Below are 19288 nucleotides of genomic sequence, written 5' to 3'. Positions count from 1 at the left end.
CTTCCCTCACCCCACCCCTCGTACGAGAAAGAACCGCACCCCCATGGCACGCGCACAGCACCGCTCCCCCGAGCCCGCCCCCGTCGCCGCCGACCTCGTCCTGCGCGGCGCCCGCATCCACACCGTCGATCCGGAGCTGCCCGCTGCCGAGGCGCTCGCCGTGCACGACGGGCGGATCGTGTGGCTCGGCGACGACGCGGACGCCGGGGCCTGGACCGGCCCGGACACCCGGGTCGTCGACGCGGACGGGCGGCTCGTGCTGCCCGGGTTCATCGACGCCCACAACCACGTCCGGCTCGGCTCGGACGACGCCTGCGTCCAACTCGCCAGTGCGGCAAGCCTTTCGGAGATCCACGACCGCATCTCCGCGTGGCGCGAGCGGAACCCGGACGCCGCCTGGATCGAGGCCGAGGCGTTCGACTACTCGGCGCTGCCGGACGGCCGGATGCCCACGGCCGCGGACCTCGACCCGGTCACCGGTGACACCCCCGCCATGGTCCTGAGCTACGACGTGCACACGGCCTGGCTCAACACGGCGGCCCTTGACCGGCTCGGTGTCCGCGCCGACCGCACGGAACTCCCCTTCGGTATCGCCCAGACCGACCCGACGACCGGTGAACCCACCGGATTCATAAGGGACTTCGCGGTGCGCGGGCTGTCCCGCGACGGCCACCGGGCGCTACGCGAGCTCGGAGTGCCGTGGGCGTCGCCCGAGCGGCAGTACGGGCGGCTCGTGAAGTCGCTCGACGACGCGATCCGGTTCGGCATCACCACGGTGGTGGAGCCGCAGAACTCCCTGGACGACCTGGCCCTGTTCGAGCGGGCCAGGGCGGAGGGGCGGCTGCGCTCGCGGCTCGTCGCCGCCCTGTTCCACCCGCGCGGCACCTCCGACGCGGACCTCGACGACTTCGAGGCCGCCACGCGCGCGTACCGCGACGAGCGGATGCGGCTCGGCCCGCTCAAGCTCTACATCGACGACGTCGTGGAGCCGCGCACGGCCGCGCTCCTCGAACCGTACTCGACCGGCTGCGGGGGTCACCGGGGCGAGACCTTCTATCCGGCCGAGGAGTTCGCCGACCTGCTCACGAAGCTGGACGCCCGTGGTTTCCAGTGCTTCGTGCACGCCACCGGCGACCGGGGCATCCGCACCGTCCTGGACGCCGTCGAGCAGGCTCGCGCCGTCAACGGGCCGCGCGACGCCCGCCACCAGGTCGTGCACGTGGAGTGCCTCGACCCGGCGGACGCGCCGCGCTTCGCCGGGCTCGGGGTCGTGGCGTGCATGCAGCCGCGGCACTGCGCACCGGAGATCGCGGGCCCCGGCCAGGACTGGGCGGCGAACGTCGGCGCGGATCGCTGGCACAAGGCGTGGCCGATGCGCACCCTCGACGCGGCCGGCGCGACCCTCGCGTTCTCCAGCGACTGGAACGTCGCGGAGATGGACCCGATGATCGGCATCTACACGGCCGCCACCCGCAAGCCGCTGGCAGGCGGCCCGGCGTGGATGCCCGAGGAGACGGTCGACGTGGCGACGGCCGTGCACGCCTACACGATGGGTTCGGCGTACGCCAACTTCCTTGAGGACGAACGGGGTTCACTTTCCGTGGGCAAGGTCGCGGACTTCGCCGTGCTCTCCCGCGACATCCTCCGGGCCGCCCCCGAGGACATCCCCGGCACCGTCGCCGAACTCGTCGTGGTGGCGGGGGACGTGGTCCACGAGGCCTGAAAGCCGGGCATATGCAAGAAAGGGCATCCCGTGAAGAATTGATGGGATCCTTGTTCCCTTTCGCCATTTCCCTCTGTACGGCAATGCGTGCATTCCACCGGTGACGACCTTTCTCACAGCGGACCGGGTCGCAGAAATGAGGCAATGAAACCGCGCATTAACTGACGCGTATCCACCGGGACTCCTGACGTCGATGCACTCCTTGGCATTGCAGGTCCGCCGTCAGGAGGAAATTCATGTCCTTCTTCGCCAGGGCTTCCTGGCCAGGAGACCACCGTGACGAGCTCGTGGCCGGCGCACTCGCCGCCACCGTGATCATCGTCCTCGGCTACGCGTCCGGCATCGGCGCCACGGCCGGCCAGACCACAACCGGCTCCGCCCCACCGACCGTCGAGGCGCCCGCCGCCCCGTCCGCCCCCGGCAGCCCCGAACCGACACCGACCCAGTCCCCCACCTCGGATTCCGAGGGTGCAGGAACCGGGGACCCCGGCGTGCTGCCCGTGGGTGGAATTCCCGGCGGCGGTACGGAAGGAGCGGGGGAAGCGGCGGGCAACCATGAGGGGCACGACAATTCCAGCGGCTTCCCCGACGACTCCGGCCATTCCGGCCACACGTCGCCGACCTCGCCGACTCCTTCATCACCGCCGTCCGCCACCCCCTCGCCATCTCCCTCCTCCCCCTCGACGTCGCCGTCGTGCGCGGACGGAGAAGTCCGCCTCGTGCAGCCGCTCCTGAAGGGGGCGCTCACCCCTGTGACCGGGCTTCTGGATGGCCTGACCAACGGTGGCGACGAGACCACATCCGCTGAAGAGGCACCCCCCTGTGTCGGCCTCGCCTCCGACCCCGCCCTGCTCACGGAGTTGACGCCGTGAGAACTCGCTCGCTCTACGTCGTCGTTCTCGCCCTCGTGGCACTTCTGTTCACGACCCCCGCCGCCTCCGCACACACCGAGCTGGAGTCCTCGTCCCCCAAGAGCGGGGCCCGTCTCGACGAGCCCCCGAAGGAAGTCACACTCACCTTCACCGAGCCCGTCGACCTCGCCGACCTCCATGTCGCCTTGGGGGGCGACGAGTTGGCGCTCACGCAGGAGAAGGGCCGTGACACCGTTTCCGCCGCCATCCCCCAGCGCAAGGCCAAGGAAGCCGGCCGTCGCCTCGCTCTTGATTGGCATGTACGCAGCAAGGAGGACGGGCATCCGACCTCCGGGTCACTGTCCTTCACCCTCCCCGCGCACGCCGGTTCCGCCGCTCCGGACCACACATCCACGGACGACGCCGCCGCGCCCGCGGTCGGGCCGTCCGGCACGGTCCGCACCGCCTGGGCCGTCGCCCGCTGGGTCGGATATCTCGCGCTGGCGCTGTACGTCGGCGGGCTGGCCTTCGTGGCAATGCTGTGGCCCGCGGGCACACGGGAGCGCAGGACCCGGCGCATCCTCGCCTCGTCCTGGGCGGCCGGGCTCGCCGCCACCGTGGCGACGGCCGGGCTGCAGGGCGCGTACGGCGCGATGGGCCCGATCGGCGACGCGTTCAAGGCCTCCACATACGTCGACCTACTGGGCAGCGAGGTCGGTGTCGCCCTGGCGTGCCGGGCCCTGATGTGGGTGCTCGCGGCGGTGGTGCTCGCCGCGCTGCTGCAGAACGGCGAGCGCGCCGCACGGTCGCCCGGCTGGCGGGTCGGCGCGGCCGTCGTCTGCCTGGGGCTGCTGCGCACCACGGGCATGGCGGGCCACAACACCGAGGGCAGTCACCCGGGTTGGGGCGCGGTCGCCGACCTCGTCCATCTGCTGGGCATCTCGCTGTGGCTGGGCGGGCTCACCCTGCTATTGGCCGGCGTGCTGCCGCGTCGGCGTCCGGACGAGATGTCGACGGCCGTTTCCGGCTACTCGATGCTCGCCGGGGTGTCCGTCGCGGCGATCGCGGCAGCCGGAGCCGTACTCACCTGGCAGGTCGTCGGCTCGTTCGGCGCCCTCTTCGCCACCGGCTACGGGCAACTGCTGCTCGTCAAACTCGCTCTGCTCGCCGGGGTGTTGCTCATCGCCCAGCGCAGTCGCGGCTGGGTCCGCACCCGGCTCGACATCGCCGTTCTGCTGCGCGGGGACCGCGCGACCGTACGGCCCTTCGTCTACTCGGTCGCGGCCGAGACGGGGCTCGTCCTCGTCGTGCTCGCCGCGACGAGTTTGCTGGTCACCGCCGCTCCCGGCCGTTGACCCGCGTACCACCATCACCCAACCCAAAAGCCGATCCGCAGGGATCCGTGAGGAGAAGTACGTTCATGACCACTGACGTTTCCGATCGCGACACACAGGTGCAGCAGCGGCCACCGTCCCGGCGCGGCAATCGTGTGCTGCTCGCGGCCGGGCTCGGCGCCGCCCTGGCGTCCGTGGGCTGCCTCGGCCTCCTCCAGGCGGCCGACGGAGCAGCGGCTCCCGCCACCACCGCGGCCCAACCGGCCGCCGAGGCCCACTCGATGGCCCAGACGCAGGAGCAGCGGCCCGCCGCCGCGGCAGATGAAGCCGACCACACCATGAAGATCGCGGACATGAAGTTCGCGCAGACCAAGATGACCGTCAAGGTCGGCGAGACCGTGAAGTGGGTCAACGAGGACACCGCTCCGCACACGGTCACCGCGACCAGCGGCCCCGCGAAGTTCGACTCCGGCACGATGGAGAAGGGCGACAGCTGGTCGTACACCTTCACCAAGCCCGGAACCTACGAGTACTACTGTGCCGTGCACCCCGACATGGTCGCCTCGATCACGGTGGTGGCTGACGACTCCGGGGGCGGGGCGGGCGGTTCGGACACAGGTGGTTCGGGCAGCACAGGTGGTTCCGGAAGCACGGGCGGCTCCGGCTCCGGTGGCTCGACCGGCGGCAGCGGATCCGGCGGCTCGACGGGCGGTTCCACCGGCGGCTCCTCCGGGGGTTCGTCCGGGGGCCACGAGTCCGGCGGCTCCATGGGCGGCGCCACCGGAGGGTCGAGCGGCGGCTCCGGCGGTGGCGACGACGGTGACGACGCCGGGCAGTGCCAGAGCGTCCAGCAGGTCCTCCTGCCCATCCTCCAGCACCTCAACAAGGCCCACCTGGAGGAGTCCCCCGGCCAGCAGGTCCAGGACGCGCTGAAGCTCGACAGCTACATCAAGATGCACACCGTCTGGGTCGAGTCGATCCTCGAGCCCACCGTGGAGGGCGGCGGTTCCGTCCTCGACGACACACTCGGCGTCCTGCTCCAGCACGTCAACAAGGCCCACCTGGAGGAGTCCCCGGGCCAGCAGGTGGCGGACATCCTCAACCCCGACGCGTACGTCAAGATGCACACGGTCTGGGCGGAGCACCTCCTCGCGCCGTCGATCAACTACGTCTCGACCTCCTGCTGAACCGAGGTCGCGGACGAAGCGTGTGACGGCGGGCCGGCCGAGTCGCAGTCGGCCGGCCCGCCACCGCCGCCATTGTCCCCAAACGACCTGCCCAATGCCATGCCCCTCCCTCGTGAACCGAGGTACCTGTCATGAGCGCACACATGACCACTCAGACACTGCCCGCCCCGCCCACCGCACCACCCGGCCCCGGCCCTTCCTGGCTGCCACGCCCCGGCGCGTACGCCGCCGCCGGAGACCGCTGCATCGTCGAAGTCACCGCCCGGCTCGGCCCGTTGACCACCTTGCGTCGCCGTGTCACCGCCGACGAGGCGACGCTCACCGTCGCGCCGTCGCCCGACGACTGCGTGCTGGCCCTCAGGCTCACCGGTGACGCGCTCGGCGGCGACGAGCTCTCCTTCGTCAGCAGCGCCCTCGAATCACGGGCGGACGGCGCCAAGTTGCTCGTCCACGGCGAGCTGGCCACGGCCGACCCGACCGTTCCCGGCGTCCCCGCGACGCTGCCCCTGCGTGTCGTGTCCCGCACCGACGACACACTCCTCGTCCTCGGAACCGCCCGCGTCCCCTACGGCCACCTGCGCCGCACCACGGGCTTCGCCCTGTCCCGCATCCGCCCCGCAGACCAGCTGCGTCTGCTCGTCGCCGCGGAGTTCACATGCCCCGCCTGACCCACCGCGCCGCCCACCTCGCGCTCGCCACCGTGATGGGCTCCGGCACCGTCGTGTTCCTCCCCGTGCCCGCCGCCCACGCGGCGGGTCACCAAGTCCTCATGTCGGACTACAAGTTCGGGCCCCGTACGCTCACGATCCCGGTCGGCGACAGTGTCACCTGGGTCAACCAGGACACCGCGCCGCACGACGTCAAGACCACGTCGGGCCCGGCCTCGATCCACTCACCGATGCTCGACAAGGGCGGCACCTGGAGCCATACGTTCACCAAGTCGGGCTCGTACGGCTACGTCTGCACCGTGCATCCCGGGATGACCGGCGGAATCGTCGTCAAGGCCGCAGCGACGACCCGCGCCCCGGCTCCCAGCACCCCTCCCCCGGAGGCCGCACACACCCACGAGCACGCCGGCCCGACACCCACCAAGACGTCGAGCGCGAGCCCCACGACCAGCTCGACACCCTCGACACCCTCGCCGTCCGAACACCACAGCAGTGCGGCCGCCGCGCCACCGGCCCCCGCATCCCCCACACCGCAAGCGGAGCAGACCCCGGCGCCCCAGGCCGTCGGCGCCGCCCGCCCGCTCGACCCGCTGCTCGTCCTGGCCGGGATCGTCGCCGGGTGCGCCGTGCTCTGCCTGCTCCTGGTCGGCTCCCGCGCGGCGACGGCCTCCGCGCACACCACCGAAGGGAAGTGATCACACCGCCCGGAACCGCCACCCATGGCCGACGGGCCCGATCCCGGCCCCCAGCGCGAACCCCGCCGCGATCGCCCCGGTGACGTACTCCTTCGCCCGGCGCACCGCCTCCGGCACCTCATGCCCTTGCGCCAGGCCGACCGCGACGGCCGAGGCGAGGGTGCAACCCGTGCCGTGGGTATGGGCGTTGTCGTGGCGCGGCGAACGCAGCCAGTGCTCGTCCGTGCCGTCGGTGAGCAGGTCGACGGCCTCGCCGGGCAGGTGACCGCCCTTGATGAGCACCCAGCGGGGGCCATAGGCGAGCAGCCGCTCGGCGGCCCGCCGCATGTCACGTTCCGCGGTGTCGGCCTCGACGGCGACGCCGGTGAGTTCGGCTACCTCGTCGAGGTTCGGCGTGACCACCGTCGCCACCGGCAGCAAGCGGTCCCGTACGGCGTCGATCGCGTCGTCGGCGAGCAGCCGGTCGCCGTGCTTGGAGACGCTGACGGGGTCGACGACGACGGGGGCCGGCGCCTCGGACAGCAGCTCGGCGACCGTGACGACCATGTCGGGGTCGGCGAGCATGCCGGTCTTGAGCGCCTGCACGCCGATGTCGTCAACGACGCTGCGGTACTGGGTGCGCACGGCGTCGAGCGGGAGGCTCCAAGCACCTTGTACGCCAAGGGAGTTCTGGGCCGTCACGGCGGTGAGCACGCTCATGCCGTGCGCGCCGAGGGCCAGCATGGTCTTGAGGTCGGCCTGGATCCCGGCGCCTCCGCCGGAGTCGGACCCGGCGATGGTGAGCACGCGGGGCGGCGCGACCGCGGGCGGTGTCTCGGTCATGCGGAGACGTCCTTTCGGATACGGGGACGTGGGTCGGCGCTGTCGGACCACGCGTCGGCGTAGGTCCGGGCGGCGGCCCGGGGGTCGTCGGCGGCGCAGATGCCCGAGACGATCGCGGCACCTGCCGCTCCCGCGGCCCGCAGGCGCGGCAGGTCGGCGGGGGTGACGCCGCCGATGGCCACGGCGGGCAGCTCGCTCAGCCGGGCCAGTGCGGCGAAGCCGTCGAGGCCTAGCGGCTCGGGGGCGTCGGCCTTGGTACGGGTGGCGTGCAGGGCGCCGATGCCGACGTGGTCGACGCGGGCGGCGGATGTCGCGGCGGCGCGCAGCTCCTCGGCGGTGGCCGCGCTCAGACCCAACACCGAACCCTCGCCGATGAGTTGACGTACGGAGCTGGCGGGCAGGTCGGACTGGCCCACGTGCACGCCCGTGACGCGTGCGCCGTTCGCCCGCGCGGCCAGGAACACGTCGACCCGGTCGTTGACGATCAGGGCGACCTGCTCGGGCAGGACCTCGGCGACGTCCAGGACGGTGCGCAGGAACTCCCGCCCGCTCGCGTGCTTCTCCCGGATCTGTACGGCGGTGACACCTCCGGCCACGGCCTGCTCGACGGTCTCGGCCACGGTCCGGCCGCGGGCCACGCACTGCGCGGTGTCGGTGACCAGATACACCGACAGGTCGACACCGGCAGCCACTAGGTGCGGACGCGCCGTCATGACACCTCCGCCCGCTTCGCGAGGTCCTCCGGGGTGAGCGCGGCGAGCGCGTCCAGGAATGCGACGGCGAAGCTGCCGGGACCGGCCGCGGTCCGGGCAGCTGACTCGGCGGCGACGGTGTACGCGGTGGCGGCGGCGACGGTCGTCGCGAAGCGGTCCTCGTCCACCGCGGCGAACGCGGCCATCACCGCGCCCAGCGCGCATCCGCCACCGGTCACGCGGATCAGCAGCGCGTCCCCGTTGGCGATCCGGGCACTGCGGGTGCCGTCGGTGACGTAGTCCACGGGGCCCGACACGGCGACCACGCTGCCCGCCGTCCGCGCGAGCTGCGCTGCCGCGTCCTCGGCGTCGTCGACACCATGCGAGGCGTCCACGCCCCGGCCGCCGCCACCCGCGCCCGCGAGCGCGATGATCTCGGAGGCGTTGCCCCTGATCACCGTCGGCCGCAGCGCGAGCAGGTCGGCGGCGAGCGCCGTGCGTACGGGCAGCGCGCCGATGGCCACCGGGTCGAGCACCCACGGCGTGCCCGCCTCGGCCGCGGCCCGCGCCGCCTCGGGCATCGCGGCGCGCTGCTCGGCGCGCGGGGTGCCGAGGTTGACCAGCACGCCCGAGGCCACGCGGGCGAAGGGCCCGGCCTCGTCGGGGATGTCGACCATGGCGGGCGCGGCGCCGACCGCGAGCAGCACGTTGGCGGTGAACCCGGTGACCACCGCGTTGGTCAGGCACTGCACCAGCGGTGCGTCCTGCTGTACGCGCCCGAGCGCCTGCGCCGCGAAGGCGACGAGGTCGTCGGGGCGGCCGGGGGACGTCTGAGGCATGGGGTGACTCCAGGTACAGGAGGTGAGACAAGTACAGGTGGTGCGAGAAGTACAGGTGGTGCGAGGTGCGGGGCTCGTACGGCAGGTCAGCCGCGTCGCCGCAGCCGCAGCGGCGCGTACACGGCGGCGGCCACGAGGAACGCCACGTAGTACGACACGTCCGCGCCGTGCAGTGCTTCGGCCACCGGGCCCACGTACAGGCTGGTGTCCATGAACGGGACCGCCGCGGCGAAGGCCACCACAAAGGCCAGCAGCGCCGGCCAGGTAGGCTCTCGCCGCTCGCGCTCGGCGGCGAGGTCGATCGGCGCTCCGGCCCGCGCCCTGGCCCGCGCGCGCCAGTCGACGAGGACGATCGCCACGAAGCCGGGGATCCAGTACCCGACGAACAGCAGCACATTCTGGAACCGCGCGGTGGTGTCGGCGGCGTGCATCCACAGCACGAGCGGGAAGCCCAGTGCGGCGGCGAGGGCGGCGGCCACCGGGCGCGGGATGCGCACGCCGATGGTCTGCAGGGCGAGCGAGCCGCTGTAGTCGTTCATGGCGTTGCTGCACAGCGCGGCCAGCGCCACGGCGAGCAGCCCGAACGCGCCGACCGCTCCCCCGCCGAGGATCTCGTCGACCCCGGCGGCCGTCTGGTCGGTCAGCACGGAGGCGCCCCACAGCCCGAGCGCCTGGACGGCCACGAACGACACCAGCAGGCCGAGCAGCGTGTACCAGAACATGCGGGTACGGGAGGTGGCGGCGGGCAAGTAGCGGCTGAAGTCGCTGGCGTACGGCGCCCAGGACAGGCTGAGGCTCAGCGCGATGGTGCTGGTCAGGACGAACGCGCCGACACGGTCGGCCCCGTGCACGGAGGCGTGGGCGGCGGGGTGCACGCCGTCGAGCAGCCGCCAGGCGATCAGCGCGAACGCGGCGCCGAGCACGAAGGTCATGACGATCTGCAGCCGGTGGATGGCCTCGTAGCCGAAGACACCGAGCAGGCCCTGGGCGAGCAGCATGACGAGGACGCCGGCCCAGAACGGCCAGCCGAACAGCCGGGCCAGCGCGTCACCGCCGAACAGGCCGATCAGCGCGTCCCACGCGATGGACGACAGCCACTGCAGCACGCCCGGCAGCACGACGCCCCGCCCGAACGCGAGCCCGGCCAGCGGCAATTGCCCCGCCCCGGTCCGACTTCCCCACGTCCCCAGGTAGGCGGTCGGCACCGCGCCGACCAGGGTGCCGAGCACGACGGCGGCGAGCGCGGTGGTGAAGTCGAGTCCGAGCGCGATGCCGACGGTGCCGGTGAAGACGCCGGTCATGGTCAGGTTCGGGGCGAACCACACGGTGAACAGGCGCCCGGCCCCGCCGTAGCGGTTGCCTTCGGGCACCGGTTCGATGCCGTGCCCCTCGATGCCGAGGTCGCCGGGTGCCGCGGGCATCCGCCCGTCGAAGGCGCCGCTCTCGCGGTCGGCAGGCAGGCCACTGGAAACATGCGCGACAGGCATGAGACATCCCTCCGCCAGTACGAACTGGTTCAGGTTCGACGGGTGTGTTCTCAGCCCTCTGGTGGGGCACCCCGTGTCCGGTTACGGCGGCCAGGGTAACGCGATGGCCCGCTGCGGCGCGCGGGTGGGTTCCTGCCCGGCCGTGCCGCCATTACCTTGCCCCGTGCAAAGTCCGCAATGAGGACCTCTGGGGCTGCTGGCCGACTTCCATCGGGTTTGCGATGCCGCGACACCCTGCTGCCGCGTGAGCACGGGCCGGCATCCGCGGGGACACACCACGGAAACGGGCCGAGATCCATCGGTGGCCGGGCAAACACCGCGCGGCCTTGATCATCGCATCGAGTTAATGTCACCGGCTTCCCTTGGCCGGGCGGGCGAGGCGGCCCTTACGGTGATCCAGGTTCTGGACGCATTGCCTCAGACATATCCCTCTTTCCTTCTTCTGTCCCGTTGTTACGGGCATGCGCGCTTTCGCCCGACCAAGGAGAGCTCACCCGATGACCGTTGACTCGACCACGCCGGAAACCGCGTCGGTACCGCCGCAGCAGACCAGCCTCGGCACGGCGGCCGCCCGCAACCTCGCCACCACGACCAAGTCCGCACCGCAGATGCAGGAGATCACCTCGCGGTGGCTGCTGCGGATGCTCCCCTGGGTGGAGACCAAGGGCGGCGTCTACCGGGTGAACCGCCGCCTGACCTACACCGTCGGCGACGGGACCATCGAGTTCATCCAGGACGGCGGCGACGTCCGGGTGATCCCCCGCGAACTCGGTGAACTGTCGCTGCTGCGCGGCTTCGACGACGTCGAGGTGCTCACCACCCTCGCCGACCGGTGCGTGCAGCGCGACTTCCGGGCCGGCGACACACTGGTCGAGCGCGGGGCACCGGCGGACAAGCTCCACCTGATCGCCCACGGCCGCATCAGCCAGCTCTCCGAGGGCGAGTACGGCGACGAGGTCGCGCTCGACGTCCTCGCCGACGGCGACCGCTTCGGCGACAACGCACTGCTGGACGAGGACGCCCGGTGGGAGCAGACCGCGGTCGCCGAGACCTCGGGCACCCTGCTCACGCTGTCGCGCGCCGACTTCGCGGCCGTGCTGTCCGCGGCGCCGCACCTTCAGGAGCACATCGACGAGTTCAAGTCGCTCGCGACCCGGGGCCAGAACCACCGCGGTGAGGCCGAGATCCCCATGTCGGCCGGACACGTCGGCGAGCACGAACTCCCCGGCGCCTTCGTCGACTACGAGGCGAAGCCGCGCGAGTACGAGCTCTCGGCCGCCCAGACGATCCTGCGGGTGCACACCAGGGTCGCCGATCTCTACAACGAGCCGATGAACCAGACGAAGGAGCAACTCCGGCTCACCATCGAGGCGTTGCGCGAGCGCCAGGAGCACGAGCTCGTCAACAACCGGGAGTTCGGCCTGCTCCACAACGCCGACTTCAAGCAGCGCCTCCAGCCGCACTCGGGTCCGCCCACCCCGGACGACCTGGACGAGCTGCTCTGCCGCCGCCGCGGCTCGAAGTTCTTCCTGGCACACCCCCGCACGATCGCGGCGATGGGCCGCGAGTTCAACGCGCGCGGGCTCTACCCCGACCACGTGGACCTCGGCGGCCAGCAGGTGCCGGCCTGGCGCGGGGTGCCGATCCTGCCCTGCAACAAGATCCCGGTCACCAAGGAGCGCACCAGCTCGATCCTGTGCATGCGTACCGGCGAGGACAACCAGGGTGTCGTCGGCCTGCACCAGACCGGGCTGCCGGACGAGTACGAACCGGGGTTGTCGGTCCGGTTCATGGGCGTCGACGACCAGGCCATCACCAAGTACCTCGTCAGCACCTACTACTCCGCCGCGATCCTCGTGCCGGACGCGGTCGGTGTGCTGGAGAACGTGCAGATCGGCCGCTGGCCCAGCAGGTAGCGGAGCAGGACCTTCGGCCGACCGCCCCACCAAGGAGCCCTCAAGGAGACATGGATGCCCCCGCCTGAGCCGACACCTCCGCAGTCGAGCCTGCCGGAAGCGGCCTCCCGCTTCGGGGCGCAGGTACTGGCCGACGCCGCGGCCCGCGCCCGTGACATCAGTGCCGTCACGGGCGGCACGCCCCGAGTGGCCCCGCCCGTCGCCGAGGCACCCCCGGTCGAGGTGCCGACGGCCCCGGTGCCGGTGGTCGAGGCGCCGGTGGTAGAGACACCGGCGGCCGAAGTCCCGCCCGCGGGCCTCGACTTGGAGCGGTTGCTGCGCGGGCCCAGCGGCCTCGGCACGGCGGGCCTGCGGCTGACTCCGCGGGCGGAGCCGAGTCCGTCGGACCCGGCTCCGGCGCCGAGTACCGCGAAGGGCCGGCCCGTTCCCGGCCTGTACCACCATCCGGTGCCCGATCCCGATCCCGTACGCGTCGCGGAGGTCGGCCGCCGGATCAAGACCTGGGCGCTGGACGAGGTCGATCTGTACCCCGACGACTGGGAGGAGGAGTTCGACGGGTTCTCCGTGGGCAGCTACATGGTCGGCTGCCACCCCGACGCACCCACCGTCGACCACGTCATGATCGCCACCCGGCTGATGATGGCCGAGAACGCGCTGGACGACTGCTACTGCGAGGACCACGGTGGCTCGCCCGTCGGCCTCGGCTCCCGGCTCCTGCTCGCGCACACCACGCTCGACCCGCTGTTCACGACGCGGGAGTACCAGCCGCAGTGGACGGAATCGCTCTACGCGGACGCGCCCCGGCGCGCCTACCGCTCCGCCATGGAGTACTTCGTCCAGGCGAGCAGCGCCTCGCAGGCCGACCGCTACCGGCACGACATGGCCCGGCTGCACATGGGCTACCTCGCCGAAGCGGCCTGGTCCGAGCACGACCACGTACCGGAGGTGTGGGAGTACCTGGCGATGCGCCAGTTCAACAACTTCCGTCCCTGCCCGACCATCACCGACACCGTCGGCGGCTACGAACTGCCTGCGGATCTGCACGCCCTGCCGGACATGCAGAAGGTCATCGCGCTCGCGGGGAACGCGACGACCATCGTCAACGACCTGTACTCGTACACGAAGGAACTCGACGCTCCCGGGCGGCACTTGAACCTGCCGGTCGTGATCGCGGAACGCGAGGACCTGTCCGACAAGGAGGCCTACCTCAAGTCGGTCGAGGTCCACAACGAACTCATGCACGCCTTCGAGACAGAGGCCGCGGCCCTGGCCGCCGCCTGCCCGCTCCCGACCGTCCAGCGCTTCCTGCGGGGCGTCGCGGCGTGGGTCGACGGCAACCACCAATGGCACCAGAACAACACCTACCGCTACAGCCTGCCCGACTTCTGGTAAGAGATAGGACACATCAGTGACCAGCACCGAACTCACCGCCACGGCCCAGACCACCTCCCCGTACATCCCCGGGCCCGCCACCCCCTACCAGGGGGACATCGCCCGCTACTGGGACGGCGAGGCCCGGCCGGTCAACCTGCGGCTCGGCGATGTCGACGGTCTGTACCACCACCACTACGGCATCGGCGCCGTCGACCACACCGCGCTCGGCGACGGGACGGGTGACGCGAACGAGCAGAAGCTGATCGCCGAGCTGCACCGCCTCGAGTCGGCTCAGGCCGAGTTCCTGCTCGGGCACCTCGGTGACATCGGACGCGACGACACCCTGGTGGACGCCGGCTGCGGCCGCGGCGGCTCGATGGTGATGGCGCACCAGCGCTTCGGGAGCAAGGTCGAGGGAGTCACGCTCTCGGCCAAGCAGGCCGACTTCGCCAACGGCCGGGCCGAGGAACTCGGCATCCAGGACCACGTCAGGGCGCAGGTCTGCAACATGCTGTCCACCCCGTTCGAGACCGGGCAGATCTCGGCGTCGTGGAACAACGAGTCGACCATGTACGTCGATCTGCACGACCTGTTCGCCGAGCACTCCCGCATCCTGGAGGTCGGTGGCCGCTACGTGACCATCACCGGCTGCTGGAACCCGCGGTACGGCCAGCCCTCGAAGTGGGTGTCCCAGATCAACGCGCACTTCGAGTGCAACATCCACTCGCGCCGGGAGTACCTGCGCGCGATGGCCGACAACCGCCTGGTGCCGCAGACCGTCATCGACCTGACACCCGACACACTCCCGTACTGGGAGCTGCGGGCCACGTCATCGCTGGTGACAGGCATCGAGGACGCGTTCATCAACTCGTACAGGGACGGCTCGTTCCAGTACCTGCTGATCGCGGCGGACCGCGTCTGACCGTTCCCTGGCCGAAGGGGGTGGGGCCGTTCGAGGACGGCTCCACCCCCCTTCGGTGTCACCCGGCGTTCGCGCCTGTGCCATGATCCGTCGACGGCGGCCGGCCCTGGGGAGGGACCGGCCGCCACTGACACGGCACGACAGAAGGGGAGTTCACAAGTGAATCCGGGTGGGGATCAGGGCGGTTCGTCGCTGTCCGACGAGGATTGGGAGCGCTTCCTCCAAGAGTCCGAGGACGGTGTGCGGGACGCACCGAAGGAGCCGTCGGCGCGCGCCCGCATGGTGACACGTCGCTTGCAGGAGGAGGACGCCCGGCCCGAGCCGTGGCGATCGCACCAGCCGGCCCGGCCGCGCCGCCGCACGGGTTGGTACGTACTCGGCCTGGTGGCGGCCCTGGCCGTGGTGGTCGTGGCACTCGCCCCGGGGCGGGTGACGGACTGGTTCGAGTCCAACTATTCCTCCGACGAGACGACACCGCTCGCAGCGGCGCCGCCTTCGGCCGGGTCGGCCGAACGCCCCACGCCGGCCGACCCGTTCAGGGGCTCCCCCGCCGCACGCTGGGCCTCCGGAACGGCCGGGATCACCGTGCCAGCGGCCCGGGCCACCGGCTGGATGAGCAAGGCCCAGGTCGCCCGGGCCCTCGAACGCTCCCGGGACTTCCTCGCCGCGTCCAGCCTGGACCCGGCAGTGCTGCGCGGCGCACACCCCGCCGAGGCCATCGCCCTCATCAACCCCCACCAGCCGAAGGAACGCGCCTTCCTGGACCGGTCGTTGAGCGCGCCGAGCGAGAAGTACAACCCGCTCGTGCTGTTCAGCCGCTTCGACGCGACGAAGGTCGAGCCGGCCGGCGACGTGGTCAAGACCCGGGGCCGCATCACGTACCGCGCGGGCGACAAGGGTGCGCTGGAGGTCACCACCGACGTCACGTACGTGTACCCGGTGATGAGCGCGGAGACCGGCGACGACCGTGTCACGCGCGTCATCGTCCGCCGCGAAGTGGTGATGAACTGGCACGACCCGGCGAAGGTGGTCACGGAGCCGGGCACCTTCTCGGTCGTCTCGAACCGCGTGGACACCACCAACGCCGGCTGCGAGACCTACACCGGCTACCTCACCCCGTCCTTCACCGACGAGCACGACCCCGGTGACGGCCCCGTGGTCGACCCCTACGACCGGAGCGTCGCGATGGACGAGCGGGTGGGCGGCGCCGGGGACGACAAGTGCGGGACCGCTGTGCGGTCGTGAATCGGGGGCGGCGCGTCCACCGGGCGCCCGCCCCGCCCCTCGCCGACCCGATGCATCATGGGCGCAGTGACTCGGCGAGCCGCTCCAGGTGCCGCCCGATGTCGGCGAGCAGGTCGATGCGCCCGCCGGACAGGACCCACTGCAACTGAAGGCCGTCGGAGACAGCGACGCACTCCCGCGCGATGGCCTCGTAGTCGACGTCCTCACGGAAGAAACCCTTCCGGGCACACGCCTCGAAGCGCGCCGCGAGTTCACTGATCGTGCGTTGGTACCTGGCCGCGAAGAGCTCGTGTGCGGCGCTTGAGGGGTCCGCCGCCTCGGCGCTCAGCGTGACGAACAGTTCGATGAGTCCCGGCTCGGAGACGAATCGCCGGGTGACCGCGAGCAGGGCGTCGATCAGTGCGTCCCCGTCGGCGTCGGCCGAGGAGTCCACGAGCGCGGCCGCGACATCGAAGCGGTGCTCGGCGACCGCGAGCAGCAGGTGCTGCTTCGACGGGAAGTGGTGCAGCAGGCCGGTCGCCGTGATGCCCACTTCCTTGGCGATGCCCGTCATCGAGGTGTTCGCATACCCCGCCGTCGCGAACCGCTCGGCGGCCGTCGCGACGATGCGGTCCCTTCTCTCCCGCCCCACGGCGTAGCTGCCACGGCGTCTCGACTCGCTCATGCATCGCAGACTACCTCCGAAAACCGAACCCATTGGCTTTTCGTTGAAACCCGAGTACTTTCGGTTTTCGTTCTCGCCACCCGACGAGGCATGTCACGAAGGAGCCGCCGGTGGTCGCAGCACCCGTCACCCGCCTGACCGTCGAGTACCAGCCCGCCGCCCTCGCGGTCGCCGTGCCGTACCCGCGCCTTTCCTGGGTGCCAGGCCGGGAGCAGTCCGCGTACGAGATCGAGGTCCGCGCGGCCGGTGAACTCGTCGCCCACACAGGGCGTGTGCCCAGCCGGGAGTGTCACCTCGTGGAGGTGCCGGGTCTGCGCCTGCGGTCCGACACCGACTACGAGTGGCGCGTGCGCGTCTGGGACACGGACGGGGCGGTGAGCGGCTGGGCCTGCGCCCGGTTCGGAAGCGCGCTGCTGTCCGAAGGCGACTGGACGGCCAGGTGGGTACTGCCGAAGGCGCGCCCCACGGACATCGAGCGGTGGACGCTGCTCGACTGGGTCACCGGCCGCCGCCCGCAACGGGAGGCGAGCGAACGCCTCGTACCGGTACGCCTGTTGCGGCAGCGCTTCGATCTGGACACTCCCGTGGCCCGAGCCCGCCTGTACATGACGGCCCGCGGCATCTACACCGCGGAGCTGAACGGCCGACGCGTCGGCAACGAGGTCCTGGCTCCCGGCTTCGACAGCTACACCTCCCGCCTCTCCGTGCAGTGCTACGACGTGACCGACCTGCTCGGCCGCGGCGACAACATCCTGGGTGTGGCCCTTGCGGACGGCTGGTGGGCCGGGCGGATCGGGCTGACGGGGTCGAGCGCCCAGTTCGGTGCCACCACCGGCGCGCTCTGGCAGCTGCACGTCGAGACCACGGACGGGCAGCGCCACCGTGTCACCTCCGACGGTGATGTGGTCTCCGCCGAAGGACCGTGGACGTACGCGGATCTCTTCATCGGCGAGTGCTTCGACGCCCGTCTGCACGACCCGGGTTGGAGCACGCCGGGTTTCGACGACACCACCTGGAACCCGGTCGAGACCGAGCCGGCCGACCCGGGCGTGCTCGTTCCCTTCGCCGGGGAACCGGTCCGCCGCGTCGACGAACTGCCGGCGCTGTCCGTCGTTCCGGACCCCGACGGCGGCTGGATCGCCGACTTCGGGCAGGTGATCGCGGGCCGCGTCAGGATCACACTGCGCGCGCCGGGCGAGGGTGACACCGTCACGCTCGAACACACCGAGACACTGGACGCGGACGGCCGCTGGTTCGAGAACATCGAGGGCATCAACAAGGAGCAGCGAGACACCTACGCCGCCGCCGGCCGCCCCACCGAGACCTACGAACCGTCCTTCACCTTCCACGGCTTCCGCTACGTACGGGTGCGCGGAGTCCAGGACCCGCCCCACCTGGACGACCTGCGCGCGGTGGTGCTCTCCAGCGATCTGCCGCAGACCGGATCCCTGCACCTGTCCGACGAGCGCCTCGACCGGCTGCACCGCAACGTGGTGTGGAGTCAGCGCGCCAACTTCCTGTCCGTACCCACGGATTGCCCGCAGCGCGAGCGGGCCGGATGGGCCGGGGACATCCAGGTCTTCGCCCCCGCGGCGGCCAACAACGCGCTCGTCGCCCCGTTTCTGACCCGATGGCTGGACAACCTGCGCGCGGACCAGGACGGTGAAGGACGCATCCCGATCCTCTCGCCCCGCTCGGCCTACGACGACCAACTGGCGGACGCCGCAGAGGGGTTCGGCTCCATCAAGGCCTGCGCCGGGTGGAGCGACGCCATCGCCCTGGTGCCCTGGGTGCTCTACGAACGCTACGGCGACCGGCGGGTGCTGGCCGACACACTCGATGCCGCGCTGCGCTGGATCGACCACCAGCGCAGCCGCGCCGCCGAGTTGCCCGAGCGGCTGCGCGACACCGCCCTCACACCTGAACGACACACCCGCCAGGCACTGCTCTACAACGCGGGTGAGCACTTCGGCGACTGGCTCACACCGAGCACCCTGGAGGGGCGCCCCCTCCACGAGGCCATCGGCATCGCGCCGAAGCTGACGGCCGAGCTGATCGCGCCGATGTTCCAGGCGCAGACGCTCACAGTCACCGCCCGGTCCGCCGCCGCGCTCGGCCGCCCCGACCTCGCCGCGCGGCTGCGCGACGAAGCCGCACGGGTTCGCGCGGCCTTCGCGGCCGAATACGTCGACGCCGAGGGACACCTCCCCGTCGCCCTGCAAGGCCCGTACGTCCTGGCCCTCGCCTTCGACATGGTCCCGGCCGCGCAACGCCCGCTGCTCGTCGACCACCTCGTCCACCTCATCGCCGAGCGCGGCGATCGCCTGGACACCGGCTTCCTCTCGGTCCCGTATCTGCTCGATGTGCTCTGGGACGCGGGCCACGCGGACCTCGCGCGGCGCCTGCTGTGGCAGGACAAGTGCCCGTCCTGGCTGTACGAGGTCGACCGCGGCGCCACCACCGTCTGGGAGGCGTGGGACGCCATCACACCCGACGGCACGGTCCGCGCGGTCTCCTTCAACCACTACGCCTTCGGCTGCGTCGACGACTTCCTCTACCGCCGCATCGCCGGCATCCGGGCCACCGCCCCGGGCTTCCGGTCGACGTCGATCGAACCCGACCTCACCGGCCCGTTGAACCACGCCGACGCCGAGGTGTGGACACCGTACGGCCCGCTCCACGTCGGCTGGACCGTCACCGCCGGTGTCGCCGCGATCCACACCGAGATACCGCACGGCGTGGACGCCACCCTCGTCGCAGCCGGACGTTCCGTCCAACTCGCCCCCGGCACCCACTACTTGCACGTCTCCCTGCCCGCGCAGGAGCACGGCAGGAAGTAGCACCACACCCCACGGTCATGCTTCGGACA

16 protein-coding genes and 1 riboswitch are annotated in these 19288 nt (G+C 71.4%); of the genes, 11 read left to right on the top strand and 5 right to left on the bottom strand.

What is annotated here, in order from left to right; genetic code table 11:
- Positions 1-43: 43 nt before the first annotated feature.
- From ACYSUO_RS08435 to ACYSUO_RS08410, 6 genes are all read left to right on the top strand, one after another.
- Positions 44-1723, top strand: a complete 1680-nt coding sequence (locus ACYSUO_RS08435; protein ID WP_461775413.1) for an amidohydrolase — start codon at positions 44-46, stop codon at positions 1721-1723.
- A gap of 236 nt (positions 1724-1959) precedes the next feature.
- The gene (locus tag ACYSUO_RS08430; RefSeq protein WP_461775412.1) at positions 1960-2595 is read left to right on the top strand and encodes a hypothetical protein; all 636 of its coding nucleotides are present in this window, start codon (positions 1960-1962) and stop codon (positions 2593-2595) included.
- A complete protein-coding gene (locus tag ACYSUO_RS08425) occupies positions 2592-3929 on the top strand; it encodes a copper resistance CopC/CopD family protein (protein ID WP_461775411.1) in 1338 nt (445 codons plus the stop codon). Before ACYSUO_RS08430 ends, ACYSUO_RS08425 begins: the two co-directional genes overlap by 4 nt.
- Positions 3930-3994: 65 nt before the next feature.
- Positions 3995-5095, top strand: coding sequence for a cupredoxin domain-containing protein (locus ACYSUO_RS08420; RefSeq protein ID WP_461775410.1), 1101 nt, complete (start codon positions 3995-3997; stop codon positions 5093-5095).
- Between the two features lie 143 nt (positions 5096-5238).
- Positions 5239-5763 (top strand): hypothetical protein, encoded by a 525-nt coding sequence (locus tag ACYSUO_RS08415; RefSeq protein ID WP_461775409.1) that lies wholly within the window; start codon positions 5239-5241, stop codon positions 5761-5763.
- Positions 5751-6458, top strand: coding sequence for a plastocyanin/azurin family copper-binding protein (locus ACYSUO_RS08410; RefSeq protein ID WP_461775408.1), 708 nt, complete (start codon positions 5751-5753; stop codon positions 6456-6458). Before ACYSUO_RS08415 ends, ACYSUO_RS08410 begins: the two co-directional genes overlap by 13 nt.
- Here the strand turns inward: ACYSUO_RS08410 and thiD are convergent, their stop codons facing one another.
- The 4 genes from thiD to ACYSUO_RS08390 form a co-directional block, all read right to left on the bottom strand.
- Positions 6459-7280 (bottom strand): bifunctional hydroxymethylpyrimidine kinase/phosphomethylpyrimidine kinase, encoded by an 822-nt coding sequence (gene thiD / locus ACYSUO_RS08405; RefSeq protein ID WP_461775407.1) that lies wholly within the window; start codon positions 7278-7280, stop codon positions 6459-6461. It lies immediately after the preceding gene.
- A complete protein-coding gene (thiE, locus tag ACYSUO_RS08400; RefSeq protein ID WP_461775406.1) occupies positions 7277-7993 on the bottom strand; it encodes a thiamine phosphate synthase in 717 nt (238 codons plus the stop codon). Before thiE ends, thiD begins: the two co-directional genes overlap by 4 nt.
- Positions 7990-8811, bottom strand: coding sequence for a hydroxyethylthiazole kinase (thiM, locus tag ACYSUO_RS08395; RefSeq protein ID WP_461775405.1), 822 nt, complete (start codon positions 8809-8811; stop codon positions 7990-7992). The genes thiE and thiM overlap by 4 nt, the downstream gene beginning before the upstream one ends.
- Positions 8812-8897: 86 nt before the next feature.
- A complete protein-coding gene (locus ACYSUO_RS08390) occupies positions 8898-10298 on the bottom strand; it encodes a purine-cytosine permease family protein (RefSeq protein WP_461775404.1) in 1401 nt (466 codons plus the stop codon).
- Positions 10288-10382: riboswitch (TPP riboswitch) on the bottom strand. (Overlaps the previous gene by 11 nt.)
- Positions 10383-10795: 413 nt before the next feature.
- Here ACYSUO_RS08390 and ACYSUO_RS08385 point away from each other — a divergent pair.
- The 4 genes from ACYSUO_RS08385 (at position 10796) to ACYSUO_RS08370 (ending at position 15755) form a co-directional block, all read left to right on the top strand.
- Positions 10796-12214 carry a family 2B encapsulin nanocompartment shell protein gene (locus tag ACYSUO_RS08385; RefSeq protein ID WP_461775403.1) on the top strand — a complete coding sequence of 473 codons (1419 nt, stop codon included), beginning with the start codon at positions 10796-10798 and terminating at the stop codon, positions 12212-12214.
- A gap of 54 nt (positions 12215-12268) precedes the next feature.
- Positions 12269-13606, top strand: a complete 1338-nt coding sequence (locus ACYSUO_RS08380) for a family 2 encapsulin nanocompartment cargo protein terpene cyclase (protein WP_461775402.1) — start codon at positions 12269-12271, stop codon at positions 13604-13606.
- Positions 13607-13622: 16 nt separating this feature from the next.
- Positions 13623-14510, top strand: a complete 888-nt coding sequence (locus ACYSUO_RS08375; RefSeq protein WP_461775401.1) for a geranyl diphosphate 2-C-methyltransferase — start codon at positions 13623-13625, stop codon at positions 14508-14510.
- Between the two features lie 159 nt (positions 14511-14669).
- Positions 14670-15755, top strand: coding sequence for a hypothetical protein (locus tag ACYSUO_RS08370; protein ID WP_461775400.1), 1086 nt, complete (start codon positions 14670-14672; stop codon positions 15753-15755).
- 55 nt (positions 15756-15810) lie between these two features.
- On the opposite strand, the gene ACYSUO_RS08365 is transcribed toward ACYSUO_RS08370, so the two are convergent.
- Positions 15811-16419 carry a TetR/AcrR family transcriptional regulator gene (locus ACYSUO_RS08365; protein WP_461775399.1) on the bottom strand — a complete coding sequence of 203 codons (609 nt, stop codon included), beginning with the start codon at positions 16417-16419 and terminating at the stop codon, positions 15811-15813.
- Positions 16420-16529: 110 nt separating this feature from the next.
- Between ACYSUO_RS08365 and ACYSUO_RS08360 the strand changes: the two genes are divergently transcribed.
- Positions 16530-19259 (top strand): family 78 glycoside hydrolase catalytic domain, encoded by a 2730-nt coding sequence (locus ACYSUO_RS08360; protein ID WP_461775398.1) that lies wholly within the window; start codon positions 16530-16532, stop codon positions 19257-19259.
- Positions 19260-19288 lie beyond the last annotated feature (29 nt).

It is taken from the genome of Streptomyces sp. UC4497, assembly GCF_054871485.1.
Note: the sequence above shows the minus strand (reverse complement) of the source record. Positions and strands in the feature narration are given on the sequence as shown.